General features: G+C 60.5%; 21 protein-coding genes. 11 read left to right on the plus strand and 10 right to left on the minus strand.

From position 1 onward, the window contains the following. The first annotated feature begins 27 nt into the window (after positions 1–27). Positions 28–1,518: a sensor histidine kinase gene (locus CAQUA_RS02055; RefSeq protein WP_231375458.1), complete on the plus strand. Its 1,491-nt coding sequence runs from the start codon at positions 28–30 to the stop codon at positions 1,516–1,518. Here CAQUA_RS02055 and CAQUA_RS02060 read toward each other — a convergent pair. Further along, a complete protein-coding gene (locus CAQUA_RS02060; RefSeq protein ID WP_196824722.1) occupies positions 1,515–1,940 on the minus strand; it encodes an HIT family protein in 426 nt (141 codons plus the stop codon). The two genes, CAQUA_RS02055 and CAQUA_RS02060, sit on opposite strands and share 4 nt — an antisense overlap. A gap of 117 nt (positions 1,941–2,057) precedes the next feature. Between CAQUA_RS02060 and purD the strand changes: the two genes are divergently transcribed. Both purD and purB read left to right on the plus strand, forming a co-directional pair. Beyond that, positions 2,058–3,368 carry a phosphoribosylamine--glycine ligase gene (gene purD / locus CAQUA_RS02065; RefSeq protein WP_196824721.1) on the plus strand — a complete coding sequence of 437 codons (1,311 nt, stop codon included), beginning with the start codon at positions 2,058–2,060 and terminating at the stop codon, positions 3,366–3,368. A 20-nt stretch (positions 3,369–3,388) separates the two neighbouring features. Continuing rightward, a complete protein-coding gene (gene purB, locus CAQUA_RS02070; protein WP_196824720.1) occupies positions 3,389–4,843 on the plus strand; it encodes an adenylosuccinate lyase in 1,455 nt (484 codons plus the stop codon). 112 nt (positions 4,844–4,955) lie between these two features. On the opposite strand, the gene CAQUA_RS02075 is transcribed toward purB, so the two are convergent. Together CAQUA_RS02075 and CAQUA_RS02080 are read right to left on the minus strand one after the other, a co-directional pair. After that, positions 4,956–5,702: a hypothetical protein gene (locus CAQUA_RS02075; RefSeq protein ID WP_196824719.1), complete on the minus strand. Its 747-nt coding sequence runs from the start codon at positions 5,700–5,702 to the stop codon at positions 4,956–4,958. 106 nt (positions 5,703–5,808) lie between these two features. Continuing rightward, a complete protein-coding gene (locus CAQUA_RS02080; RefSeq protein WP_196824718.1) occupies positions 5,809–6,678 on the minus strand; it encodes a phosphoribosylaminoimidazolesuccinocarboxamide synthase in 870 nt (289 codons plus the stop codon). 64 nt (positions 6,679–6,742) lie between these two features. Between CAQUA_RS02080 and CAQUA_RS02085 the strand changes: the two genes are divergently transcribed. Then, positions 6,743–8,932, plus strand: a complete 2,190-nt coding sequence (locus CAQUA_RS02085; RefSeq protein WP_196824717.1) for a S9 family peptidase — start codon at positions 6,743–6,745, stop codon at positions 8,930–8,932. 340 nt (positions 8,933–9,272) lie between these two features. Here the strand turns inward: CAQUA_RS02085 and CAQUA_RS02090 are convergent, their stop codons facing one another. Further along, positions 9,273–10,367, minus strand: a complete 1,095-nt coding sequence (locus tag CAQUA_RS02090) for a hypothetical protein (protein ID WP_196824716.1) — start codon at positions 10,365–10,367, stop codon at positions 9,273–9,275. 287 nt (positions 10,368–10,654) lie between these two features. On the opposite strand from CAQUA_RS02090, the gene CAQUA_RS02095 reads away from it, so the two are divergent. Continuing rightward, positions 10,655–11,329 (plus strand): DUF2334 domain-containing protein, encoded by a 675-nt coding sequence (locus CAQUA_RS02095; RefSeq protein ID WP_196824715.1) that lies wholly within the window; start codon positions 10,655–10,657, stop codon positions 11,327–11,329. A gap of 56 nt (positions 11,330–11,385) precedes the next feature. Here the strand turns inward: CAQUA_RS02095 and CAQUA_RS02100 are convergent, their stop codons facing one another. From CAQUA_RS02100 to CAQUA_RS02110, 3 genes are read right to left on the minus strand one after another with little or no spacing between them, the layout of a single operon-like run. Further along, the gene (locus tag CAQUA_RS02100; RefSeq protein ID WP_196825650.1) at positions 11,386–12,216 is read right to left on the minus strand and encodes a metal ABC transporter permease; all 831 of its coding nucleotides are present in this window, start codon (positions 12,214–12,216) and stop codon (positions 11,386–11,388) included. Positions 12,217–12,222: 6 nt separating this feature from the next. Further along, positions 12,223–12,918 (minus strand): metal ABC transporter ATP-binding protein, encoded by a 696-nt coding sequence (locus CAQUA_RS02105; protein WP_196824714.1) that lies wholly within the window; start codon positions 12,916–12,918, stop codon positions 12,223–12,225. Between the two features lie 21 nt (positions 12,919–12,939). Further along, positions 12,940–13,980, minus strand: coding sequence for a metal ABC transporter solute-binding protein, Zn/Mn family (locus CAQUA_RS02110; protein ID WP_196824713.1), 1,041 nt, complete (start codon positions 13,978–13,980; stop codon positions 12,940–12,942). 137 nt (positions 13,981–14,117) lie between these two features. Here CAQUA_RS02110 and purS point away from each other — a divergent pair, with 137 nt between their 5' ends. From purS to purL, 3 genes are read left to right on the plus strand one after another with little or no spacing between them, the layout of a single operon-like run. Next, positions 14,118–14,366: a phosphoribosylformylglycinamidine synthase subunit PurS gene (gene purS, locus CAQUA_RS02115; RefSeq protein WP_196824712.1), complete on the plus strand. Its 249-nt coding sequence runs from the start codon at positions 14,118–14,120 to the stop codon at positions 14,364–14,366. A gap of 5 nt (positions 14,367–14,371) precedes the next feature. Beyond that, positions 14,372–15,052: a phosphoribosylformylglycinamidine synthase subunit PurQ gene (gene purQ, locus CAQUA_RS02120; protein ID WP_196824711.1), complete on the plus strand. Its 681-nt coding sequence runs from the start codon at positions 14,372–14,374 to the stop codon at positions 15,050–15,052. A 5-nt stretch (positions 15,053–15,057) separates the two neighbouring features. Beyond that, positions 15,058–17,358 (plus strand): phosphoribosylformylglycinamidine synthase subunit PurL, encoded by a 2,301-nt coding sequence (gene purL / locus CAQUA_RS02125; protein WP_196824710.1) that lies wholly within the window; start codon positions 15,058–15,060, stop codon positions 17,356–17,358. An 83-nt stretch (positions 17,359–17,441) separates the two neighbouring features. On the opposite strand, the gene CAQUA_RS02130 is transcribed toward purL, so the two are convergent. Then, a complete protein-coding gene (locus CAQUA_RS02130; RefSeq protein WP_196825649.1) occupies positions 17,442–18,395 on the minus strand; it encodes an acyl-CoA thioesterase in 954 nt (317 codons plus the stop codon). 124 nt (positions 18,396–18,519) lie between these two features. On the opposite strand from CAQUA_RS02130, the gene CAQUA_RS02135 reads away from it, so the two are divergent. From CAQUA_RS02135 to purM, 3 genes are all read left to right on the plus strand, one after another. Beyond that, the gene (locus tag CAQUA_RS02135) at positions 18,520–18,915 is read left to right on the plus strand and encodes a sterol carrier family protein (RefSeq protein ID WP_196824709.1); all 396 of its coding nucleotides are present in this window, start codon (positions 18,520–18,522) and stop codon (positions 18,913–18,915) included. A 69-nt stretch (positions 18,916–18,984) separates the two neighbouring features. Beyond that, on the plus strand, positions 18,985–20,520 hold the full coding sequence (gene purF / locus CAQUA_RS02140; RefSeq protein ID WP_290178586.1) for an amidophosphoribosyltransferase: 1,536 nt from the start codon (positions 18,985–18,987) through the stop codon (positions 20,518–20,520). A 48-nt stretch (positions 20,521–20,568) separates the two neighbouring features. Then, positions 20,569–21,645, plus strand: coding sequence for a phosphoribosylformylglycinamidine cyclo-ligase (purM, locus tag CAQUA_RS02145; RefSeq protein WP_196824707.1), 1,077 nt, complete (start codon positions 20,569–20,571; stop codon positions 21,643–21,645). 371 nt (positions 21,646–22,016) lie between these two features. On the opposite strand, the gene CAQUA_RS02150 is transcribed toward purM, so the two are convergent. Next, positions 22,017–22,211 (minus strand): DUF3073 domain-containing protein, encoded by a 195-nt coding sequence (locus tag CAQUA_RS02150; RefSeq protein ID WP_196824706.1) that lies wholly within the window; start codon positions 22,209–22,211, stop codon positions 22,017–22,019. A gap of 95 nt (positions 22,212–22,306) precedes the next feature. Further along, positions 22,307–23,500: a CAF17-like 4Fe-4S cluster assembly/insertion protein YgfZ gene (ygfZ, locus tag CAQUA_RS02155; RefSeq protein WP_196824705.1), complete on the minus strand. Its 1,194-nt coding sequence runs from the start codon at positions 23,498–23,500 to the stop codon at positions 22,307–22,309. Between the last annotated feature and the right edge of the window lie 12 nt (positions 23,501–23,512).

The following is a 23,512-nucleotide window of genomic DNA, read 5'->3' on the forward strand; positions in this document are numbered from 1 at the left end:
TAGCTAACACCTAGTTAGTTTCGTTCTATGGCTACATTTACCCGGGTTCCTTCGAAATCCCTGGCGTCGGCAAGCGCGAAAATGCGTCTGAGCACGCGCCTAGTGATCATTTTGATGATCGTGTCGGGGCTTGGACTCATTGGTACGGCGGCGACTGTCTACGGGCTGATGCATCGTCAGCTGTATAACCGCGTGGACCGGAATTTGTACGAAGGTGTGAGCACGTGGGCGCTTGACATTGATCCTTTTCGGTTGCAGTACAACTCAGGGACGCCGAGTGACTACTTGATAGTCCGGCAATTCCCCGATGGCCGGGTGGTCAACTCGAATAGCGGGTGGTCCACGATCCCGAACTGGTCCGAACTTGATTTGGGCTCAACGCAGCCGCAGACGATCGGTGCGAATTCGTCCACGTACTCGCATAAGAATTGGCGGGTTGTGTGCTGGCCGGACTCCGACGGGTCGTTCACCATCCTGGCCAAGGACCTTGAGAGTGAGCGCAAGATTTTGCGCAACCTTGCCGCCATTGAATCGACGCTGGCTATAGCAGTGCTTGTGGCGATGGGGGTGGCGGGTACTCTCTTCGTGCGTCGTGCCCTAGCGCCGTTGAAGGAAGTGGAGGACACGGCGCTAGCGATTGCCGACGGGGACATGGACCGGCGCGTCCCGGCCTGGCCGCGTGAAACTGAAGTGGGTGCGCTGTCCTACGCGATGAATACGATGGTCACGCGCTTGCAAGAAACCCTCGAGGAATCCCAGGAAAAAGAAAGCCAGATGCGCCGCTTCGTAGGCGATGCCTCCCACGAATTGCGCACCCCGCTGACCAGCGTGCGTGGGTACACGGAGCTCTACCGCAAGGGCATGGTCGACGACCCCGACATGGTGTTGAGCAAGATCGACGAAGAATCAGCACGCATGAAGTTGCTGGTGGAGGACTTGCTCAGTCTTACCCGCGCTGAAGGGCAACGACTCAACGTGCGCGATGTGGACATGCTTGAACTCGTCCTGTCGTCGGTAAGCTCGGCGAAAGCTGCGTTCCCTGAGCGGTCAATTTCGGTTCTGAACGAGACCAGTGATGTGCCGATAGTTAAAGGTGATCCCGACCGTTTGCACCAAGTGATGCTCAACCTGATGACCAACGCGTTCAAGCACGCGGGCGAATCCGCCGACGGTGAGCCGGCAGAAGTCACTATTACGCTCCGCCGCAACCTCGACCGCGTGATGGTGGACGTGAGCGACAACGGCGTCGGGATGGACCCGGACGTCGCCGAGCACATCTTCGAGCGCTTCTATCGCGCTGACTCTTCGCGTTCACGTTCCAAGGGTGGTGGCGCTGGTTTGGGCCTGGCCATCACAAAGTCGATCGTCGATCAGCATGACGGCTCAATCTCGGTGACATCCGCCGTGGGGCAGGGTTCCACCTTCACCATGTCCCTGCCAGAAGCTCCGGCGGAGGCCAACGTTGAAAAAGCTCCGAATGGGAAGAAGAAGGAGACTAACGGGAAGAAGGGGGCCTAAGAGGCTCGGCCGTCTTCACCGACCCCAAGTGCCGCGCGGAGTTTCTGCGCGGCTTCGTCCATTTTCTCCGCATCCGTTTCGTCAGCACGCATGATGTTCTGCAAGCTGTAGCCGCTCATGTCGTTGGCAGGGAAAACGTGGATGTGGGCGTGCGGGACCTCGAAGCCAGCAATCAAGTAGCCTGCGCGTGCGGAGCCGAAAACATCGATGATGGCCTTGCCGATCTTTTGCGCGACATCGTTCATGTGCGCCCAGGTGGCTGGGTCGGCGTCAGTCCACTTGTCAATCTCCTCGACCGGAACGACCAGCGTGTGGCCATAAGCGATGGGCTCAATAGTGAGGAAGGCTGCAACTGTGTCATCCCGGTAGACAAAGCGTCCGGGGATCTCTCCGTCAATGATCTTTGTAAAAACAGTGCTCATAACGCCCCAGGGTACCGTCGCTTTTTAATCCCGCGTTCGTCCCGAGCGGCAGGGTGGGAGTGAACGCCGGGTGCGACTGTGACGGTGCGGTGTCCGGGCGCTGGTTAAACTGGCGTTATGACTAGCGTTAAAAAGGTTTTAGTGATCGGGGCAGGCGGACGCGAACACGCCTTGCTTGAGGCAATGAAGCGCACGAGCAACGAGGCAGATGGCCTGGAGCTTCACGTCGCGCCCGGAAATGCCGGCATGACGTCGATCGCGCAGCGGCATGACGTCAAGGTCGATGACGCGGCGGCCGTCGTTAGCTTGGCGGGAGAAATTGGGGCGGATCTAGTGGTGATTGGGCCTGAACAACCTCTTGTTTCGGGCGTCACCGATGCACTGCGGGAGGCAGGATTTGCTGTATTCGGCCCCTCCCAGCAAGCAGCGAAGCTGGAAGGTTCAAAGACGTTTGCTAAAGAGATCATGGCGTTGGCGGGAGTGCGCACCGCGCGCGCCAAGCGCGTCACCGACCCGGACACGGTCAAGATTGAGCTGAAGAACTTCGGACCGCACTTCGTGGTGAAAGATGATGGCCTTGCCGGCGGCAAAGGCGTTGTTGTCACCGATGATGTGCGTGAGGCGGTCCACCACGCAAAGGCTGTGATTGAGGCAGGTAATCCGGTTCTTTTGGAAACATTCCTCGATGGTCCGGAGGTGAGCCTGTTCTGCCTCGTTGATGGTGAAACGGTGGTTCCGCTGCTGCCGGCCCAAGACCACAAGCGTGCGTACGACGGGGATGAGGGGCCCAACACCGGCGGTATGGGTGCCTACACGCCGTTGCCCTGGCTTCCGGAAGACGGCGTGCAACGCATCGTTGATGACGTGGTTGCGCCCGTCGCTAAGCAAATGGTGAAGCGTGGAACCCCGTACTCAGGCCTGCTGTACGCGGGCCTGGCATGGGGGGCGCAAGGACCAGCCGTCGTGGAATTCAACGCGCGCTTCGGTGACCCGGAAACCCAAGCGGTGCTCGCGTTGTTGGACTCACCTTTAGCGGAATTGCTGGCAGCCACCGCGAACGGGGAGCTCGCGCAATTCATGGAGTCCCACGGTCCGCTGCGGTGGAAAGAAGGCTACGCCGTCACGGTTGTTCTGGCGGCGAAGGACTACCCGGCATCGCCCCAAAGCGGGGACCCGATCGAGGGGGACAACCTTGATGATCCCGCGGCGGTTCTTCACGCGGGCACCGCACTCGCGCCGGGCACCGTCCGCGGTGAAGGGGCCTACGTTTCCGCTGGTGGCCGCGTCCTCAACGTCGTGGGAACAGGCGCAGACCTAGCTGCCGCCGCGGATGCTGCGTACGCGGAAATTGAAAAGATCAGCCTGCCGGGCTCGTTCTACCGCCGCGATATCGCGCGTCCCGCAATCGATGGAAAGATCAGTTTGTAACCACCGGTGCAGATACCGGCATGAATCCCGCACGACCCCAAGGAGTACCCGTGAAGCCAAAAGTCGCCAACGTTTTGTCCAACCGCTACGCCTCCCCGGAGATGGCGCTGCTGTGGAGCCCTGAGCACAAGATCGTGCTCGAGCGCCAGCTGTGGATCGCGGTCATGCGTGCGCAGCAGTCTCTGGGGGTGGACATCCCTGATGAGGCCATCGCGGCGTATGAGAAAGTAGTGGGCGACGTTGATCTTGGCTCCATCGCCGAGCGTGAAAAGGTTACGCGGCACGATGTGAAGGCACGCATTGAAGAGTTCAATGCGCTCGCTGGGCACGAGCACATCCACAAGGGCATGACCAGCCGCGACCTGACGGAAAACGTTGAGCAACTACAGATCTACCGTTCGCTGGAACTCGTACGCGGCAAGTCCGTTGCGTTGCTGAAGGCGATCGGCAACCGCGCCGCGGAATACCAAGAGCTAGTCATGGCTGGGCGCTCCCACAATGTTGCCGCGCAGGCAACAACGTTGGGCAAGCGCTTCGCATCCGCGGCGGATGAGATCCTAGTCGCGCTCGAGCGCGTTGATGATCTGTTGAACCGGTACCCACTACGCGGCATCAAGGGTCCAATGGGTACGTCCCAGGACATGCTTGATCTGATGGGTGGGGACGAAGAGAAGCTCAACCAGCTTGAAGGCGCGATCGCGGAGCACCTCGGGTTTTCACGGGTCTTTGACTCAGTGGGTCAGATTTACCCACGTTCACTAGATTTTGATGCGATCTCTGCTCTGGTTCAGTTGGGCGCTGGCCCGTCGAGCTTGGCTACGACGATCCGTTTGATGGCCGGAAATGAAACCGTCACCGAGGGCTTCAAGGAAGGCCAAGTCGGCTCCTCCGCGATGCCGCACAAGATGAATGCCCGATCCTGCGAGCGCGTCGGCGGTTTCCACGTGATCCTGCGTGGTTACCTCACGATGGTTGCTGATTTGAGCGGGCAGCAGTGGAACGAGGGTGACGTGTTCTGTTCCGTCGTCCGCCGCGTTGCCTTGCCGGATGCCTTCTTTGCTATCGACGGAATGATGGAGACCTTCCTCACCGTCTTAAAGGAATTCGGTGCGTTCCCGGCGATGATTAACCGGGAGCTGGACCGCTACCTGCCGTTCTTGGCCACGACGCGCATCCTCATGGCGTCCGTGCGCGCAGGTGTCGGACGCGAAACCGCCCACGAAGTGATCAAGGAGCACGCGGTGGCAATGGCGCTGGATATGCGCGAGCGCGGCGCGGAGCAGAACCTCGTTGACCGCCTCGCCGAGGACGACCGACTCCCATTAACAAAGGAAGAACTCGAAGCAGCCCTAGCGGACCGCAACGCGTTCATCGGTGCCGCCGAGTCCCAGGTCAGTAACGTGCTTGCGCGTATCGACGAATGGGTAGAAAAATACCCGGAGGCAGCGAACTACACTCCGGGAGACATCCTTTAATGCGGACGCATTAAAGGATGAGAAAACCAATGGGGACGCATTAAAGGATGAAAACGCCGATGTTGTCGCATTAAAGGATGAAAAAACTGGCGCCGGGCCGTTCGCCCCGTCGTTACTCGCCGTCGAAGTAGATTTCGCCGGACGGGTGCTTGGTGTTGGTGGTGCCAAGGCGCATCTTCATGCCGGTAGCCACCATCTGGGGACCGGACGCGTCGGTGGTTTCCACGGTGACGGCGGCTGCCTTGTAGGTTTTGCCCACCTCGATGTCCTTAGCGCTCAGTGGCAGGCGGTCCGCTTTGTGGATTCCGCAGATGTCATCCTGGTCAGAAATCATGGAGTTCGCGCGGTTGCCGTTGCCCATCACGGGGGTCAGGGACGGTGCGCTCAACGTACCCTCCGTTGCCTCGCTATCCACGATCTTGTAGGACACCTCGAAGCAGGTCAGGGACTTGATCTTGTCCTTGTCCGCTAGGACACCACCGGCATTCTTTTCGGCATCTTCCACGGTGATTGGGTCCATCTTCTCTACCGTTGCCTCGGCGTAAACCGGCACATCGTCATTGATGGTCGGGATGATGATGTCTGCGGTATCACCAAGCTTAAAGCGGTCGCCTTCCTTCGCCGCAGCGAAGTCGGAGGGCTTGCCACCTTCGGAGTCACTGTCCGAGTCCTTGTCGGAGTCGGAGTCGGAATCCTTGTCGGCGTCGGAGTCGTCCTTCTTCTCCGCGGTCTTTTCCTCGGCGGATTCTTCTGAGGTGTTGCCGCCGATGGAGAACTCGCAACCGCTCAAAACTAGGGCGGATGCTGCGATAACGGAAGCGACTGCTGGGCGAATCTTGTTTCTAGTGATGTACGTCATAAATTCAACGTATAGTGCCGCCGCCCTTTGGGCGACGGCTAATGGGGTTTTCGCACGTACTGTGATGTTTTTGTTACAAAACTTGGATTTGCACAAGAGGATCGGGTTAGCAGAAACGCTTGCCGCTGAGGCGCTCGTACGCTTCGATGTAGCGCTGGCGGGTGGCCTCGACTACGGAGCCGGGCAGTTCCGGGGGAGGGGTGGAATCGGACTGGTCCCAGCCGGACTTCTGCGTCAACCAGTTGCGCACGTACTGCTTGTCAAAGCTCGGCTGGACCTTGCCCGGCTCATAGGATTCGGCGGGCCAGTAGCGGGAGGAATCCGGGGTCAAGACCTCGTCGGCAAGCGTGAGCGTGCCATTGGAATCGATGCCGAACTCGAATTTCGTATCGGCCAGGATGATTCCCTTGCTCAGCGCGTAGTCGGCGGCTTGGGTGTAAATCTTAAGCGTCGCTTCGCGCAGATCATCGGCCATCTGCTTGCCCATGTGGCGGCAGACGTGCTGGTAGGACACGTTTTCATCGTGGTTGCCCTGCTCCGCCTTGGTCGCAGGGGTGAAAATCGGCTCCGGCAGCTTCGATGCCTCCTCAAGACCTTCGGGCAGTTCGATGCCGCAGACTTCGCCCGTCGCATGGTACTCCTTCAGGCCGGAGCCGGTGAGGTAACCACGGGCAACGCACTCGAACGGGACCATCTCCAGGCGCTTCACCACGAATGCTCGGCCCAGGACTTCTTCGGGAATCCTTTCGTCGTCAAGCGGGCCAGCGAGGTGGTTGGGGAAGTCAATGAGGTCGAAGAAGAACTCGCTTGTTTTCGTTAGAATCTTGCCCTTGTCTGGGATCGCGGGCTCCAGCGAGAAGTCATACGCGGAGATGCGATCGGTGGCAACCATGAGGAGGTGGTCGGCGTCGATCTCAAAAATTTCGCGGACTTTACCTGCAGAAAGATGCTTGTAATCTGATAACTCAGGGCGCATGGACAAAAGTCTAGTCCTACCGGGCATCTTCGTCTGTTTGATAGGCGGCCTAGACTCGATGGGCATGACCGCAGACTTTCCCGCACTCCCGCAGGCCCGCAAGCAACCCATGACGCGTAGCTTCCACGGCAGAGACTTCATCGACGACTATGAGTGGCTGCGCGACAAGGAAAACCCAGAGACGATCGCGTATCTAGAGGCCGAAAACGCCTACACGGCGGCGGCGACAGCGCACTTGGACGGCGTGCGCTCAGATATTTACGGGGAAATCAAAGCCCGCACGAAAGAGACGGATATGTCCGTGCCTGTGCGTCAAGGCGACTGGTGGTACTACAGCCGCACGGAGGAAGGCAAAAACTACTCCATTTCCTCTCGCGTTCCCGTGGGCGCCGGATCCGACCCGTGGGCACCGCCTGTCGTTCCGGAAGACGGATCGCCCCTGCCCGATGAGCAAATCCTGCTTGACGTCAACGAACTCGCCGACGGGCATGAGTTCTTCTCCATCGGCGCCTCGTCCGTCTCCACCTCCGGCCGCCTTCTGGCGTACTCCGTCGACACCGAAGGCGATGAGCGATTCACGCTCTACTTCAAGGATCTTTCCACGGGCACAATGCTTGACGACGAAATCCCCGGCGTCTTCTACGGCGCCACCTGGGCGGGGGAAGACTACGTGTTCTACACGCGTGTCGACGACGCCTGGCGACCACACCAGATCTGGCGCCACCGCATCGGCACCGATGCCTCACAGGATGTGCTTGTGTACCAGGAAGACGACGAAAAGTTCGGAGTTGGAATCAACGCTGACCGTTCCGAACGCTATCTATACATCCTCTCTTCGTCTTCACTGACCTCCGAGTACCGCGTCACCCCAATGGACAAACCCGAGGCTGAATTCACAATCCTGTGGGAGCGCGAACCCGGGGTGGAATACAACGTCGACCTTGCCGTTCTGGGCCGACGCCCAGAACGGCAAGAAGAAGCACCCGGCCAAGAACAGCAAGAAGAAGCACCCGGCCAAGAACACTGGGTCGTCACACACAATGCCTTCGGGCCAAACTTCGCGATTGGCACCTGCCCAGTCCCGGCCCCAAGAGAGGCCCTTCCGCCCTTGCGTGAACTGCGTGAGTACGTAGCCCACGATGATGAGCGGCGCATCGAAGGAACCGACTGCTACCAAGACTTCATGGTTGTCGGCTACCGGCGCGGCGGAATCGGTCGTTTAGCGTTCGCGGACCTCACCGGCGGATCATTCGGGGAGCTCAAAGAACTGGAATTTGATGAAGAGCTCTACACAGCCGGCTTCGGCGGCAACCCCGAGTGGGACGCACCGGTCGTGCGCGTGGTCTACACATCATTTACCCAACCCGCGCAGGTGTTTGACTTTTCACCCGCTACGAGCGAACTCACCCTGTTGAAAGAACAAGAAGTTCTCGGCGGATACGATCCAGCGGATTACGTGGCCACCCGCATGTGGGCTACCGCGGAAGATGGGACGCGGGTGCCCATGTCCGTCGTTAAGCGTGCTGATCTTGATCTTTCCTCGCCGCGACCCACGTTGCTGTACGGCTACGGCTCCTATGAAGCCTCGACCGATCCCGGGTTCTCTGTCGCTCGGCTGTCGCTGATGGACCGCGGCATGGTGTGGGTGTGTGCCCACGTGCGCGGCGGCGGCGAAATGGGGCGCCTGTGGTACGACAACGGCAAGGGCCTGCACAAACGCAACACATTCACCGACTTCATCGCGTGCGCTGATGCGCTTTTCGACGCCGGCGTGACCACCCCGGACCAACTCGTCGCCGAGGGAGGATCCGCCGGCGGCATGCTCATGGGTGCCGTAGCAAACCTGGCGCCGGAAAAGTTCGCGGGTATTCAGGCGATCGTTCCGTTTGTGGATCCGCTGACGTCGATCCTGATGCCGGAGCTCCCACTCACCGTCGGCGAGTGGGAAGAATGGGGCGACCCCTACCACGACCCAGAGATCTACGACTACATGGCCACCTACGCTCCCTACGAGAACATCGAGGCCAAGGACTACCCCAACATTCTGGCCATCACCAGCATCAATGACACCCGCGTTCTCTACGTTGAACCCGCGAAGTGGATCGCGAAACTCCGCGACACCGCCACCGGCGGCCAGTTCTTGCTCAAGACCGAGATGGCTGCCGGGCACGGCGGTGTCTCCGGACGCTACAAGAAGTGGGAGCAGACCGCGTTCGAGTACGCCTGGACCCTCGACCAAGCCGGCGCTGTGTAACACTGCTCCAGCGCTCCGGCCCTGCTCCTCCTTCCGCCTCACCTGCTCTTACCTGCTCTGACTCGCTTCACTCGCTCTGACCTGCTCTCGCCCGCTTTTACCTGCTCTCACCCGCTCCCACCCGCGTCCCCACCCCACTTCAACGCGTCCCCACCCCTCTTCAACGGAGCAGTGATCGAGCCGTTTGTTGTAGCGATCGAGCCGTTTGATTTTCGATCGATCCGTTGGCCGCAAAACCCCAGGTCGCGATTTTGCGAATTTCAACGGCTCGATCGGCGTGCTCTACGGCTCGATCGGCTGACAGCGATCGCGCACGAAGAGGGGATAAGCGCTGGAGCGGTCAGAGGGTCCGCCGGGGCGTAGACGAATAGGCGATCAGAGCCTCTTGAACGATTCGCGGGACGCGGCCATGGATAGCGTCATCCCAGGTCACGCGAATAATCGGAATTCCTTTGTTGTTGATGCCGATTTGGCGTGACCTTTCGTCGAGAAGCACTTGCGTTGGGTCGCCGTACTTGCCGGAGATTTTCTCCTCTCCGTCGGCCTCGAGACCGAGAAAGTTATTAATCATGAAGTCGATCCACGCAGTACGAACGCGGCCCTGCCCGTCGATGTAAGTGACCTTCACTTGGGCTTCGATTGAGTGCACTTCCGGGATATCGGCCTGGATGATCTGGTCTCTGACGATGGTTTCAAGAGGGCTTTGAGAGGTCTCAACGGAATAATGGATCAACCTGCGGAAATCCCGGATTCCATTGGCGCTGGGGACGTCGTCGAGTTGCTCGAGCAGGTACTGCGTAGTCAACTGCTGCCACTTGAATCGCGCAGATTCTAAGGTGACCAAGGCTGCAAGGCGGCCATAGTACCGGTAAGTATCGAGGAGCATTTGAGTTCCGTCCACGTGCGGGATCCCGTGACTTGTTTGAACGCGGTCCTCACGGAAACGCCCGCTTCTATAGACTGCCCCGTGCTTATTCTGCTTGCGACTACCAGCGTTTGTGCCGCTTCTGCGCTTGAGATCGACCTGTCTCACCCACTCGTGAGTCGCTAGATCCATAAGCACAGCCGCCGCCGGGCCAGTGACAATGCAGTCTTTTGTCCGCCCGTGCACGCGCTTGATTAATTCGATTTCCCCCTGCCGGTCCATGTCTTTAATTTTGACCTGGATCTTTGGTGTACGCACGCGAATTTGGCACACTTCAGTGTGCATTTTGCGGTGGATTTCTTGGCGGAATAGTGGTAGCGGGGCGTTGCTTATTCGGTGGAAGCTCTTTTCGCGTTTTTCGTGGTCTGGGCGAGCCGTTTGCGTAGGGTGATCGAGCCGTTTGTGTGGGGTGATCGAGCCGTTTGATTTTTGATCGATCCGTTTGCGTGCGGTGATCCAGCCGTTTGTTGCAGTGATCGATCCGTTTGATTTTTGATCGATCCGTTGCACGTAAAACCCCAGGTCGCGATTTTGAGAATTCCAACGGATCGATCGGTGTACTCAACGGCTCGATCGGGCGGGTTAAACGGCTCGATCGGTCGGGTGAAACGGCTCGATCGGGCAGGCGGGTGAAACAGGCGGGTGGGTGAAACGGCTCGATCGGGCAGGAGGGAAACGGAGCAGGCGGGTGAAACGGCTCGACTGGTGGGCGAGGGGAATGGATCGGGCGGGCGGGAAACAACTTGCAAGGGCTGAAAGCGGGTGGAGGCCAGCGCGGTGTGGGATAATAGGATCTCATGTCTGGTTATCTGCTCGTTTCCGTGTCGTCGATCTTCGATGACACGCGCAAGGATGTGCAGAAGCTGGTGGCGGACTTGGACCGGGAGGACATCCCTGTTTCGTTGCTTGTGGCGCCTCACATTGATAAGAAGTGGCACTTGGCCAAGGACGCCAAAACTCGCAACTGGCTGCATGAACAGATGGCTGCGGGTAAGGGTTTGATCCTTAATGGCTTTGACCAGCCGGTTCAGGGAAACCGCGCTGAGTTTGCAACGTTGGAGGAGCACGAGGCGAAACTTCGGCTCAAGGGGGCAACCCGGCAGATGGAGAAGCTGGGGTTTGAGTTGGATACGTTCGCGCCGCCGCGGTGGCGGATGTCAGAAGGAACGCTTAGCGCTCTTAATAAGTTTGATTTTCGCCTCGCTGCATCGACGAAGGGCATTCATTTCCTGCGCACGGGCGAGATCATGTACTCCCGCAACCTGTCGGTCGGTGAGGGTTTCGGTGCCGCTGGCTGGTGGCGTCGGAACATCATCAACGCAGCGGTGCGCAATGCCCGCAGAGGAAATACGGTGCGTTTGTCCGTCTCGGGACGCAATTTGGGCACGAAAAAGGTGCGTACAGATTTCATAGAGGCAGCGCTGCAAGCTGCCGCGGAAGGGTTGAGTCCCGCGCACTACAGGGATCTCTAAAAGCTCTCCGGGGTGGGATTGCCCGCCGAACTGTGCGTCATCGGCAGCGCTAGTGTTTAGATCCTGCGGCGCTGCAGGCTACCGATGACGCGGCACACAAGATAAATGCCGAAGGAAATGAACGCCACAAAGACGCTGACCGGAACGCCGGGCGCTAGGGAAAGGATCAGTCCGCCTACTGCGGCAACCTCAGCGAAAACCACGGAATAGAGCACAGCCCGTACAGGGTTCGCGGTGATGCTGGCGGCGGCCGCGCCGGGCGTGATCATCAGGCTCATGACCAAAAGAGCGCCGACGATTTGCACGGACTGCGCGGAGGCGATGCCCACCAAAACGGCGAATACCAGCGCCATTGCGCGCACGTTGACGCCGCTGGCGGCGGCCATGATCGGGTCTGCGGAGGCAAACAGCATGGGTCGCCACAGGACCGCCACCGCCGCGACCACCACCACGGTGGTAGCCGCAAGAAGCCACACGTTCGACGAAGAAACGCCAACGATTTGCCCAGTCAGCAGTGACAATGCCCGGTTGGCGTTGCCGGGATATAAGTGGATGAACAGTACGGATAAGCCCATGCCGAAGCTCATCACCACACCCACGGCTGAGTCTTGCTGCCCGCGGAACCCTAACGCGGCCAGCGTCAGTGCCGCAACGATGGCCCCGGCGATCGCGCCCAGCCCAACGTTGAGCCCAAACAGCAGTGCAGCCGACGCACCCATCAGTGCCAGTTCGGAAGTCGCATGAACAGAAAAAGACATCTGCCGCAGAACGATCAGCGGGGCCATCACGCCGGACAAAATTCCCAGCAATGCACTGGCCACCAAAGTGACCTGCACAAAATCAACGCTCAGTAGATACTGCGTCGTTTCCCAGAAAGAGCCATCCAGCACGATTCACATCACCACCATTCGACCGTGCGCTTCCAGCACGTCAACGTGTGTGCCGTACAGCTCGCTCAGCACGTCCGAGCGCATGACCTCTTCAACAGTCCCCACTACGTGGCCCTTCGGCCCGATGTAGAGGATTCGATTGACCACACCCAAGAAAGGATTAATGGAGTGGGTGACGCAGATGACGGAGGACCCGTCGTCGACAAGCGAGCGAAGCCGCGCAACGGTATCCCGCTCACGGGCGAGGTCTAGGGAGAGGAGGGGTTCGTCGGCAAGCACAAGCTGCGGGTCATTCGCGAAAGCCTGCGCCTGCCGGATGAGCTGCTGCTGGCCCCCAGAGAGCAGGCCCACGCGCTTGTCCGCGAAGCCTTGTGCCCCGACGCTTTCAAGCAGCTTATCGACGACCCCCGTGCGCGGACTCCGCCGCACCACGCCATGCTGGGCGGCAAGCGAAACAAGGTCCCGGCCACGAATTGGAAGATCGGCCGGAAACATCTGCTGTTGCGGAATGAACCCCACGCGACCACCAACATCAACGCGGCCGTGGGTGAGCCTGCGCGTGCCCACAATCGTGTGGAGCAGAGTGGATTTGCCCACGCCGTTGGGGCCCAAAACAACAACGAATTCGCCGCGCGCGACGGTCAGGTCAAGGCCTGTCCACAGCGGCGCGACGGCGGCATCGGTAAAGCGGAGGAGCACGGGCAAAAACTTTAGTGGGTTTTACTGGAAGCGCATCAGTTCGGCGTCCGGACGCGGGTTCGCCTTCGCGATGATCGCGTCGATGTCGTTGACGATCTGCTCGAAGTAGTCGAGGAAGTTCACGCCTTCCGGCGGGGTTTCACGGATTTCCACGATAGGAATGTTCTTTTTCTTCGCGGCATCCGCGAGGCGTTCCGTTGCGTTATTGGTCGACTGCGGGTTGACCACCAGGAAGTCCAGATTGCCGCTTTCAATTAGTGCCAAAAATTCCGCGACGTCCGACGCCGACGGTTCATTCTCATTCAGCGTGGCCAGAAGGTATTTCTCCGGCGTAAGGTCGTGCAGCTGCGTGCCCCAGATCAGCGGCGCGGCAATCGGCTCCGTCATCGCTAGGTGGACGTGGGGGAAAGAGTTCAGCTTCTCAGTGATCGCATCCATTCGCTTATCGACGGTCGATGCGTCACCGCCAGCACGCTTAGCGACGGCATCTGCGACCTCCTTCACCTTCCCTGGTGCGAGCCAAATGTGCTCGAGCTCATCGAGTGAGGTGGGGATTTCCGTGATCCCGTGAGCATGGCCTTCGCCGTGAGCATGGCTATCGCCATGCTCATGCTCGTGCTCTTGACCTTCATGCTGGTTTTCGTCGTGAGCATGGCCTTCGGGCTTATTCTCTTGACCACCCAACGGGTGGTCAAGTGGGACCGCGTGGATGATCCGGTCTTGCTCTGCAACGGTGTACAGGCTGGAGTCGTAGTGGCCGCCGTTCGCAACTACGGTGCCTGCTTCCTTGATGCGGGCCAGGTCGGCGGCGGCGGGCTCGAAGTGGTGGGGATCGATGGAGGCGCCCCTGATAATTGCGGGTACTTCGTTGCCGGTGACGGCGGATGCGACGTCTGCCCAGACCTCAGTGGTGGCAATGATGTTGGTCGGGTCTGCGTTCTTCCCGCTGTAACCGCTGGCGCCGCCCTCGGTGCCGTTAGTGCTGCATGCGATTAGGGATGCGCTGGCCAAGGCGGTGGCGGCGGTGAGGGTGAATGCGCGGTGGAGTCGTCGTAAAGCCATGCGTTAATAAAAGCATTGATGAAAATGAATTTCAATTCGTTCGGGGAAATTGTGGGGAATTCTTCTTCACCGGGGAGTGTTGCGCCTGTCGGATATAGTTAATGGCGATTTAAACGAGTCTCTTCGAAAGGTTTCTCATGGCGCGAGTGGTTGTCAATGTCATGCCAAAAGCTGAAATTCTGGACCCCCAGGGCCAGGCCGTGCAGCGAGCGCTGGGGCGCATCGGCGTCAGCGGTGTTGCAGATGTCCGTCAGGGCAAGCGGTTTGAAATTGAGGTTGATGATTCCGTAACGGACGAAGACCTCCACCGCGTGGCGGAGACGTTGCTGGCAAACACCGTTATTGAGGACTTTTTCATCGTTCGCGATGAAAAAGAGGAGGCGTAAAACAGATGAGCGCGACAATCGGGGTGATTACGTTCCCCGGCACGCTTGATGACGTGGACGCGGTGCGCGCGGTGCGTCTGGGTGGGGCAACGCCGAAGGAGCTCTGGCATGCTGACGACGATCTGGCGGGCGTTGACGCGGTGATCGTGCCAGGGGGATTCTCCTACGGTGATTACCTGCGTTCCGGTGCGATCGCGGCGATGGCGCCGATGATGCGCGCGGTGGTTGATGCAGCGCGCCGCGGCATGCCGGTGTTGGGAATTTGCAATGGCTTCCAGATTTTGACTGAAGCCGGGTTGCTTCCAGGCGCGCTGACCCGCAATGAGGGGCTGCACTTCCACTGCGTGGACACCCACTTGGAAGTGGCCAATGCATCCACCGCGTGGACGAGCCAGTTTGAGCAGGGGCAGAAGATTCTGGTCCCCGCCAAGCACGGTGAGGGACGTTTTCAGGCCACGCACGAGACCATCGAAGAGCTCGAGGGGGAGGGGCGCGTGGTGTTCCGCTACACCGACAACTTCAACGGTTCCATCAACGCAATCGCTGGTGTCACCAGTGCGGATGGTCGCGTTGTGGGTGTCATGCCGCACCCAGAACATGCCGTGGATATTTTGACCGGCCCGTCGACCGATGGGCTGGGACTGATCCACTCCGCTATCGCCGAGATTTCCAAGATTGGAGCCTAAATCTTATGAGCACTCCTCATGAAGGAAACAAGTTGGTACACAACGACACCGTGGATGCGGCGAAAGCAACACCAGACCATGAACAGCCGTACGCGGCGCTTGGGCTGAAAGATGACGAATACGCGCGTATTCGTGAGATTCTTGGCCGCCGCCCAACCGATGCGGAGCTGACCGTTTACTCGGTTATGTGGTCGGAGCACTGCTCGTACAAGTCTTCCAAGGTCCACCTGCGTTACTTCGGTGAAACCATGACGGAAGAGATGGGTGCGAAGCTGCTCGCCGGCATCGGTGAAAACGCTGGTGTGGTGGATATCGGGGACGGCAACGCGGTGACGTTCCGTGTTGAGTCGCACAACCACCCGAGCTACGTCGAGCCCTACCAAGGTGCGGCGACGGGTGTCGGCGGCATTGTCCGCGACATTATGGCGATGGGTGCACGCCCGATCGCGGTCATGGATCAGCTGCGTTTCGGCCCCGTGGATGCGGATGACACGAAGCGCGTCCTGCCGGGAGTTGTTGCTGGCGTCGGTGGCTACGGCAACTGCCTTGGCCTTCCCAACATCGGTGGTGAGACCGTCTTTGACTCCACCTACGCGGGCAACCCACTGGTGAACGCTTTGTGCGTGGGCACGTTGAAGGTCGAGGACCTGAAGCTGGCATTTGCATCCGGTAAGGGCAACAAGGTGATCTTGTTCGGTTCGCGCACCGGCCTGGACGGCATTGGTGGCGTGTCCGTGTTGGCGTCTGACACTTTCGAAGACGGTGCGGAGCGCAAACTCCCGGCCGTTCAGGTGGGTGACCCGTTCGCGGAGAAGGTCCTTATTGAATGCTGCCTGGAGCTCTACCAGTCCGGGTGCGTGGTGGGTATTCAGGACCTCGGCGGTGCTGGACTTGCGTGTGCCACCTCGGAGCTGGCTGCTGCTGGTGACGGCGGTATGCGGGTGAACCTCGATGCTGTGCCACTGCGCGCGTCGCACATGACTGCGGCTGAGATCCTCGCATCCGAATCGCAGGAGCGCATGTGCGCCGTTGTCGCCCCGGAAAACGTAGAGAAGTTCAAGGAGATCTGCGCGAAGTGGGATGTTAACTGCGCGGAAATCGGTGAGGTCACCGGTGAAGGCGATCGCCTGGTAATCACGCACAACGGTGAAGTCGTGCTGGACGCGCCGCCGTCGACCATTGCGGATGAGGCCCCCGTGTACGAACGCCCATGGGCACGGCCCGAGTGGCAAGACTCGGTGCAGGAGTTCGGGGGCGTCGATAAGCCTGCTGATCTTGCGGGCACCTGGCTGAAGATGGTGGCCAGCCCCGCGCTGTGCTCACGCGATTGGATCACGGAGCAATACGACCGCTACGTGCGCGGCAACACGGTGCAAGCGCGGCATGCGGATTCGGGCGTGCTGCGGATTGATGAAGAGACGAACCGCGGTGTCGCCGTCAGCGCTGATGCCTCAGGCCGCTACACGTATCTGGATCCGAACATGGGCGCACGTCTCGCTCTGGCTGAGGCCTACCGCAACGTGGCTGTGACTGGTGCGCGCCCCGTTGCCGTGACAAACTGCCTTAACTTCGGTTCGCCAGAGAACACCGATGTGATGTGGCAATTCCGTGAGGCCGTCCATGGTCTTGCGGACGGCGCGGTGGAACTGAACATTCCGGTGTCCGGCGGAAACGTGTCCTTCTACAACCAGACGGGGGACACTCCGATCCTGCCGACACCAGTCGTGGGTGTGCTCGGTGTCATTGATGACGTCCGCACGGCGATCAGCCACCGGGTGGTCAACAACGATGAGACCGACGTGCTGGTTCTGCTCGGCGAAACCAAGGATGAGTTTGGCGGATCCGTCTGGCAGGAGATTTCCGGCGCCGGCTTGAACGGTCTTCCACCGCAGGTCGACCTGGTTAATGAAGCCCGCCTGGCGGACTTCTTCACCAGTGCGGAGGGGCTTACCGCCGCCCACGATCTTTCCGAGGGCGGTTTGTCTCAAGCCGTCTTCGAAATGATCAAGGATGCCGGCAAGGGCGCTGAACTCGATTTGGCTGCGGTCCACGAGGACGCGTTCACCGCGCTGTTCTCCGAATCCGCCTCCCGCGTGCTCGTCGCACTCAGCGCTGACCGGCTCGATGCCGCCCTGCGCAGGGCTAGCGAGCTGGGCATCCCGGCTGCCGTGATCGGCCGCACCAACAACGGCGCTGCCATCACATTCGGCGACGAATCAGTCGCGGTCGATGAGCTGCGTGTCGCGTGGCAGGCAACTTTGCCGAAGTACTTCAGCCACGCTGACGCACCGAACTCCGCGGTGTAGCGGAGTGCAGAACTAACCTCAGCCGGCACGGTCAAAGTTCCGTGCCGGCTTTCCGTGTCGGCTGTGCGTGCTGGCTTTGGGGTCTAGTCGATGGTTTGGCGGGGCTCCGGGAGCGAAATCAACGGGCGCGGGGTGAACTCGGAGCGTAGCTCCATGAGGCGCTCGGCGTGTTCCCACAGGGCGATGTCGGTGTCGGTCGTGGGGGTGAACTGGCGCGCCGGCAACGGCTGCCCGTCAATATCAATGGCCACGTAGGTGAAGGTCGCGTGGATTGCCGTCTTCAAGTTTTCGCTGCCGCCGCGGGGGTCGCCGCAGCGGACGTGAGTGTGAACGTGCATGCCGCGCTTGCCAGTGCGGATGATCCGTGCGTCCACCTCGATCAGGTCGCCGATGTTGATCGGCTGGTAGAAGCGGATGCCGCCCGCGTACACGGCTTGGGTGCGCTCCCCGGACCATTCCATAGTGCACGATGCGCCGGTGGAGTCGATCCATTCCATCGCGGTACCGCCGTGGACCTTTCCGCCGAAGTTGATGTCGGTTGGTTTGGCCATGAAGCGGTGGATGATCCGGGGCTCGTTTGATTCGCCCTCATACGTTTGGGCGGACATTTCCTCTTGGATCTCTTTGCGCAACTGGATGCGGTCGCGCGCAGCTAATTCGATGCGGCGTTCTTCCTCCGTTTCAGGAACGAAGGGTTGAACCTTCATCGGCTTACCGGTGTCGGGGTCTTTAGCCACGTAGATCACAAGGCAGTCACACGCGCGGGTGAACACTCCCTCGCGTGGGTCCGCAGACAGGACCTCGTTGACGATGTGCATCGACGAGGACCCGGTCATTGCAATCCGCGAGCGGACTTCCACCAGGTGACCGGAGGGGATCGGGCGGGTGAAGTGGATGTGGCCTACGTATGCCGTGACGCAGTAGGCTCCGGCCCATTGCACGGCGCAGGCGTAAGCAGCCTTGTCGATCCATTCCAAAATGCGTCCGCCGGACACACCTTCAGCACCCGCCATAACGATGTCCGTCGGGGATGCCATGAAGCGCAACGTCAGGTGGGAGGACTTTTCCTCCGGGACTTGTTCGGTGTAGGCGGGGTCGCGGTTCGCGTCGGTCGGGTTGGAGGCAGCTTGTTCACTCACAGTGCCCCACCTTAATGGAACTATGGTGGGCAAGGTGGTGCAGAAGAATGATCCAGTGAAAACGCGGGAAGCGGTTGCCGCGGTGAAAGCGTGGGTTGCGCAACCCGGGTCCGTCGATAAGCCATCGCGAAGCGAGCTCGCAGATGCTTGTCGACGAACGGTGCGCGCGCTCGCCGAAGAGCTTCCCGGCCAGACGGTGGAGCTGCGTGTCCCGCCGTTCGTCGCTGTCCAATGTGTAGAAGGGCCCCGGCACACGCGTGGCACTCCGCCGAACGTTGTGGAAACGGACCCTTTGACGTGGCTGCAGCTCGCCACCGGTCAGCTGGAGTTTGATGAGGCTGTGGCGCGCGGGGTGGTGGATGCGTCCGGAAGTCGGTGCGCAGAAATTGCGGCCGGTTTGCCGGTAGTCACGCTCTAGCCCGTGGCTGGCGTTGCTACCGACGCACAAGTTGCTTGAAAGTGTCGGGAGTCCGATAAAGTGGATCACGTGCAGACCTCGAACGACCCTGCTAAATCACCTGCCCACCTGAGTGCCGATCTGGAACAAGAACCGCGCGAAGAATGCGGCGTTTTTGGATTGTGGGCCCCTGGTGAGGATGTTTCTAAGCTGACCTACTTTGGGCTCTTTGCGTTGCAGCACCGCGGCCAAGAAGGCGCAGGAATGGCCGTTGGGGAAGACGGCAGAATCCTTGTGTTTAAAGACAGCGGACTCGTATCCCAAGTGTTCGATGAGGGCACGCTGGACGCACTGCAAGGCAACGTGTCGGTGGGGCACACCCGCTACTCGACGGCCGGGGCTGGGAACTGGGAAAACGTTCAGCCGATGTTTCGGACCGCCCCGGATGGAACGGACATTGCGATCGGCCACAACGGCAATCTGATCAATTACTCGGATCTGCAGCGCGAAGCGATTGAGCGGCGTTTGATTCCCAAACAGGGTGTGTCCGGCCAGGGATCGTCGTCGGATACGTCGGTTGTGTCAGCGCTTCTGGCAGGTGGGGTGACGGACGGCCGGACGGTACTCGATTCCGCACGTGAACTGCTCCCGCGCCTGCGCGGGGCGTTCTGCTTCGTCTTCACGGACGGCCAATCGCTCTACGCAGCGCGTGACCCACATGGGGTGCGCCCACTGTCGCTTGGTCGTTTGGAGAACGGCTGGGTCGTGGCCAGCGAGACCTCAGCGCTGGACATCACGGGCGCGTCGTTCGTGCGTGATATTGAGCCCGGTGAGCTGATCACCATCGATGAATCGGGAGTCAGCTCCGAACGTTTCGCGTCCCCGTCGCCCAAAACGTGCGTGTTCGAGTACGTCTACATCGCCCGACCGGATTCAGTCATCGAAGGGCGCACTGTCAACGCCGCCCGCTTAGAAATCGGGCGCAGGCTTTCGCACGTCGCGCCTATCGACGGCGACTTGGTGATGCCAGTCCCAGAATCAGGCACCCCGGCGGCAATCGGGTACGCGGAGGAATCTGGGATCCCATTCGTCCAGGGACTGATGAAGAACGCCTACGTTGGACGCACGTTCATCCAACCCTCGGATACACTGCGCCAACTTGGCCTGCGCCTGAAGCTCAACCCCGTGCGTGAAGTCATCGAGGGCAAAAAGCTGATCGTCGTCGACGATTCCATCGTGCGCGGCAACACGCAGCGCAAACTGATCCGCATGCTGCGTGAGGCCGGGGCAGCTGAGGTACACGTGCGCATTGCCTCGCCGCCGGTAAAGTGGCCGTGCTTCTACGGCATCGACTTCGCTTCCCCCGGTGAGTTGATCGCCAACCATGGCGGCGCCGGCTCGACTGCCTCTGGCGATGAGGACGTGGCCCACGACATTTGCACTATGATCGGGGCGGATTCGCTCGCTTTCGTGACCATTGATGACATGATTGCGTCGACTGAGCGTCCCGCGTCCTCTTTGTGCGCAGCCTGCTTTGATGGGCATTACCCGCTGGGGCTGCCGCAGGACAATGCCAACGCGGATGCTGTTCGCCGTATCAAAGAGCGCACCCACGCGGCTGAGTAATGCTGCCCCCACGATCAGCCGATTTCAACTAACTAAAGGAGCACGACCGTGACCACCGATCACGCCGATGAATCAGTGTCATACGAGGCCGCCGGAGTCTCCATCGAGGCCGGCGACCAGGCAGTGGAATTGATTAAGACCCACGCCAAACGCGCGACCCGCCCCGAAGTACGCGGCGGGTTGGGCGGTTTCGCTGGCCTATTCGCGTTGGGCAAGTACCGTCAGCCCCTCCTTGCTGCTGGCTCCGATGGCGTGGGCACCAAATTGGCCGTGGCCCAAGCGATGGACGTCCACAACACCATCGGCATTGACCTCGTGGCGATGTGCGTGGATGACCTCGTAGTCTGCGGTGCGGAACCACTGTTTCTGCAGGATTACATCGCCGTGGGCAAGGTCGTTCCGGAGAAAGTCGCGCAGATCGTCGAAGGAATTGCGGAAGGCTGCGTCCAAGCCGGTTGCGCGTTGCTCGGCGGTGAAACCGCTGAGCACCCAGGCGTGATGGACCCGAATGAGTACGACGTTTCTGCCACCGCCGTCGGTGTGGTCGAAGCCGATGAACTGTTGGGCCCCGATCGCGTCCGCGAAGGCGACGTCATCATCGGCATGGCATCGTCAGGCTTGCACTCCAACGGTTACTCGTTGGCCCGCTACGTCCTGCTGGAGCGTGCTGGACTCACACTGGAAGGCCACGTCGAAGAACTCGGCCGCACCCTCGGCGAGGAGTTGCTTGAACCAACCCGCATCTACGCCCTGGACTGCCTAGCCCTCGCCGCCGAGTGTGAGGTCCGCACGTTCTGCCACGTCACCGGCGGCGGCCTAGTGGGCAACATGGAGCGCATTATCCCTGAAGGCAAGGTCGCGGAAATGTACCGCACCACCTGGAATCCTCCGCAGATCTTCCGCACCATTCGCGCCGTGGGTAAGGTCCCGGATGTTGAGATGGAGAAGACCTTCAACAAGGGCGTCGGCATGGTCGCCGTCGTCGCACCCGAGGACCGCGACAGGGCACTTGCAATGCTGACCGCCCGCCACGTTGACTGCTGGGAACTCGGCGTCGTGCGCGCCGCAACCCCCGACGACGAAGGTGCTCGGGCAACGCTGCTAGGCGCCCACCCAGGGTTCTAAGAGCCCACCCGGTCCGCCCTGGCCGGCCCACTCGGCCCGGCCCGCCCCGGCGTCCTGACGATGGTGACACTTTGACACCCCAGGTCAAATCGCGACCTGGGGTTTTGCGCTGAATCGCCGGAGGAGGTGTCAGAATCGTCAGGATCGACCCCTCGCCGCCATATCCAGGCGACGAGAAGCCCTCGACGGCGGGAAACCCCGGCGTCCTGACGATGCTGACACTTCGGCACCCTAGATCGAATCGCGAACTGGGGTTTTGGGCTGAATCGCCGGGGGAGGTGTCAGAATCGTCAGGATCGACCCCTCGCCGCAAAGTCACTGCGGCGAGAAACCCGAGCGGCTCGACGCTGCAGCGGGGACTAAATAGGGGCTTAGCGGCCCGCGGCCCAGTCAGCGTAGTCCGAGTAGTCGTCCCCATCGAGGTCATCGAAATCGGAGCGCTGAGAAGAGGAAGGCGATTGGCCTGCCAGTTCGCGCTGCAGCGAATCGAGGTCCATGTCTGGAGAGTTGTACTTCAGCTGGCGTGCAACCTTGGTTTGCTTTGCTTTGGCGCGTCCGCGGCCCATGGGCGTGACCCCCTTGAGGTGTCGCAAGGGCGGCGGCGTAATGCGCGGCCCTTGAAATATAAGTTCGTATTTGTCCTGCTAGCCATCATACCGTGCTAGTCAAATTGTGGGGATCTACCCTTCAGTCGGTCTATTGCTGCACGTCCGGCATGGTTTCCTTCATCGGCGGGTAGAGAGTCCGGGTCAACGGTTGCCGCGACAGCGATCTCGCCTTCCTCACCCGCAGCGACCTCAAACGTTGGTCCGGCTGGTGAGTGGTGAGCGCCGGGCGGCTGCGTAGCGGCGCGCGTCGTGTCTATCACGGTGGCGAGGGCTGAGCGCTTGATCAAGGCAAGAGCAATGGGCCCGTAGTCGCAGTCGTGCACCATGGTGCCTAGACGCCCGACGCGGCGGCCGCCGAGCGTGATGTCGGCGCCCATTTCCGGATCGAGTGGGGCAGAACCGTCCAAGTGGAGCTTTACCATGAGGCGCGGCGAACGGCCGATGTTGTCCACCCGCGCCACGGTTTCCTGCCCGCGGTAGCACCCTTTGTCCAGGTGGACTGCGCCAAGGGTGTCCCCGCGGCCGATGAGGCGGTGCGCCTCGTGGGGGATCGATTTGTCATCCAGGTCAGCCCGCAATTCGGGTTCGCCGGCATGTACTCGCGCCGCGGTAAAAGCCATGAGACCAGCGAGTTTTCCCCCGGCGGCGCGGAAGGAACGTACCGCGTCGCGTAAGGCGGAACGCGGGACCAGGGTGTCGTAGCGGTAGGGGCCCGGGCCCGCCCATTCCACCGGGCTCGTGGGAAGGGGGGTTGTTTCGCTGGTAGAGGGGTCGTCGATAAGCGATGTGGGCGTCGGAGCGGGGCTGAGCTCCGTGACCACGGCGTAGTCCGTGTCCTCAACGGTGACGTTGGACCAGAAGATCATCCTCGACAGGTACTCGCGGAGGGAGTCGCCGCTGTAGGAGGGAACGTTGAGGTAGAAGGCGTCGGCGGCGCGCGTGACGTGCGCGTGGTGGAGAATGCGTCCTTGGCCATCGAGGTCCAGCGCGGCGGCGGAAAAACCGTCGCTGGCGTCGTCGAGTTTCTGGCTCAGCAGGTTGTTCAAAAATTCCGCGGCGTCCGGACCGGCGACCTTGATCACGCGGCGATGCGAACGATCAATCAGCACGGGCCCAAACATCAGCGCGCGCTGCTCAGCGAAGGGATCACCGTAGTGCCAGGCCACCCCCGCGGCGTCCAGCGGCGAATCATCGGCCGCAACCAGTTCGGCGGCGCCGGGCAAGTTCATAAGAGGGGAGCGGTACATGCGCCGAATCAT

It is taken from the genome of Corynebacterium aquatimens, from assembly GCF_030408395.1.
Classification (GTDB): domain Bacteria; phylum Actinomycetota; class Actinomycetes; order Mycobacteriales; family Mycobacteriaceae; genus Corynebacterium; species Corynebacterium aquatimens.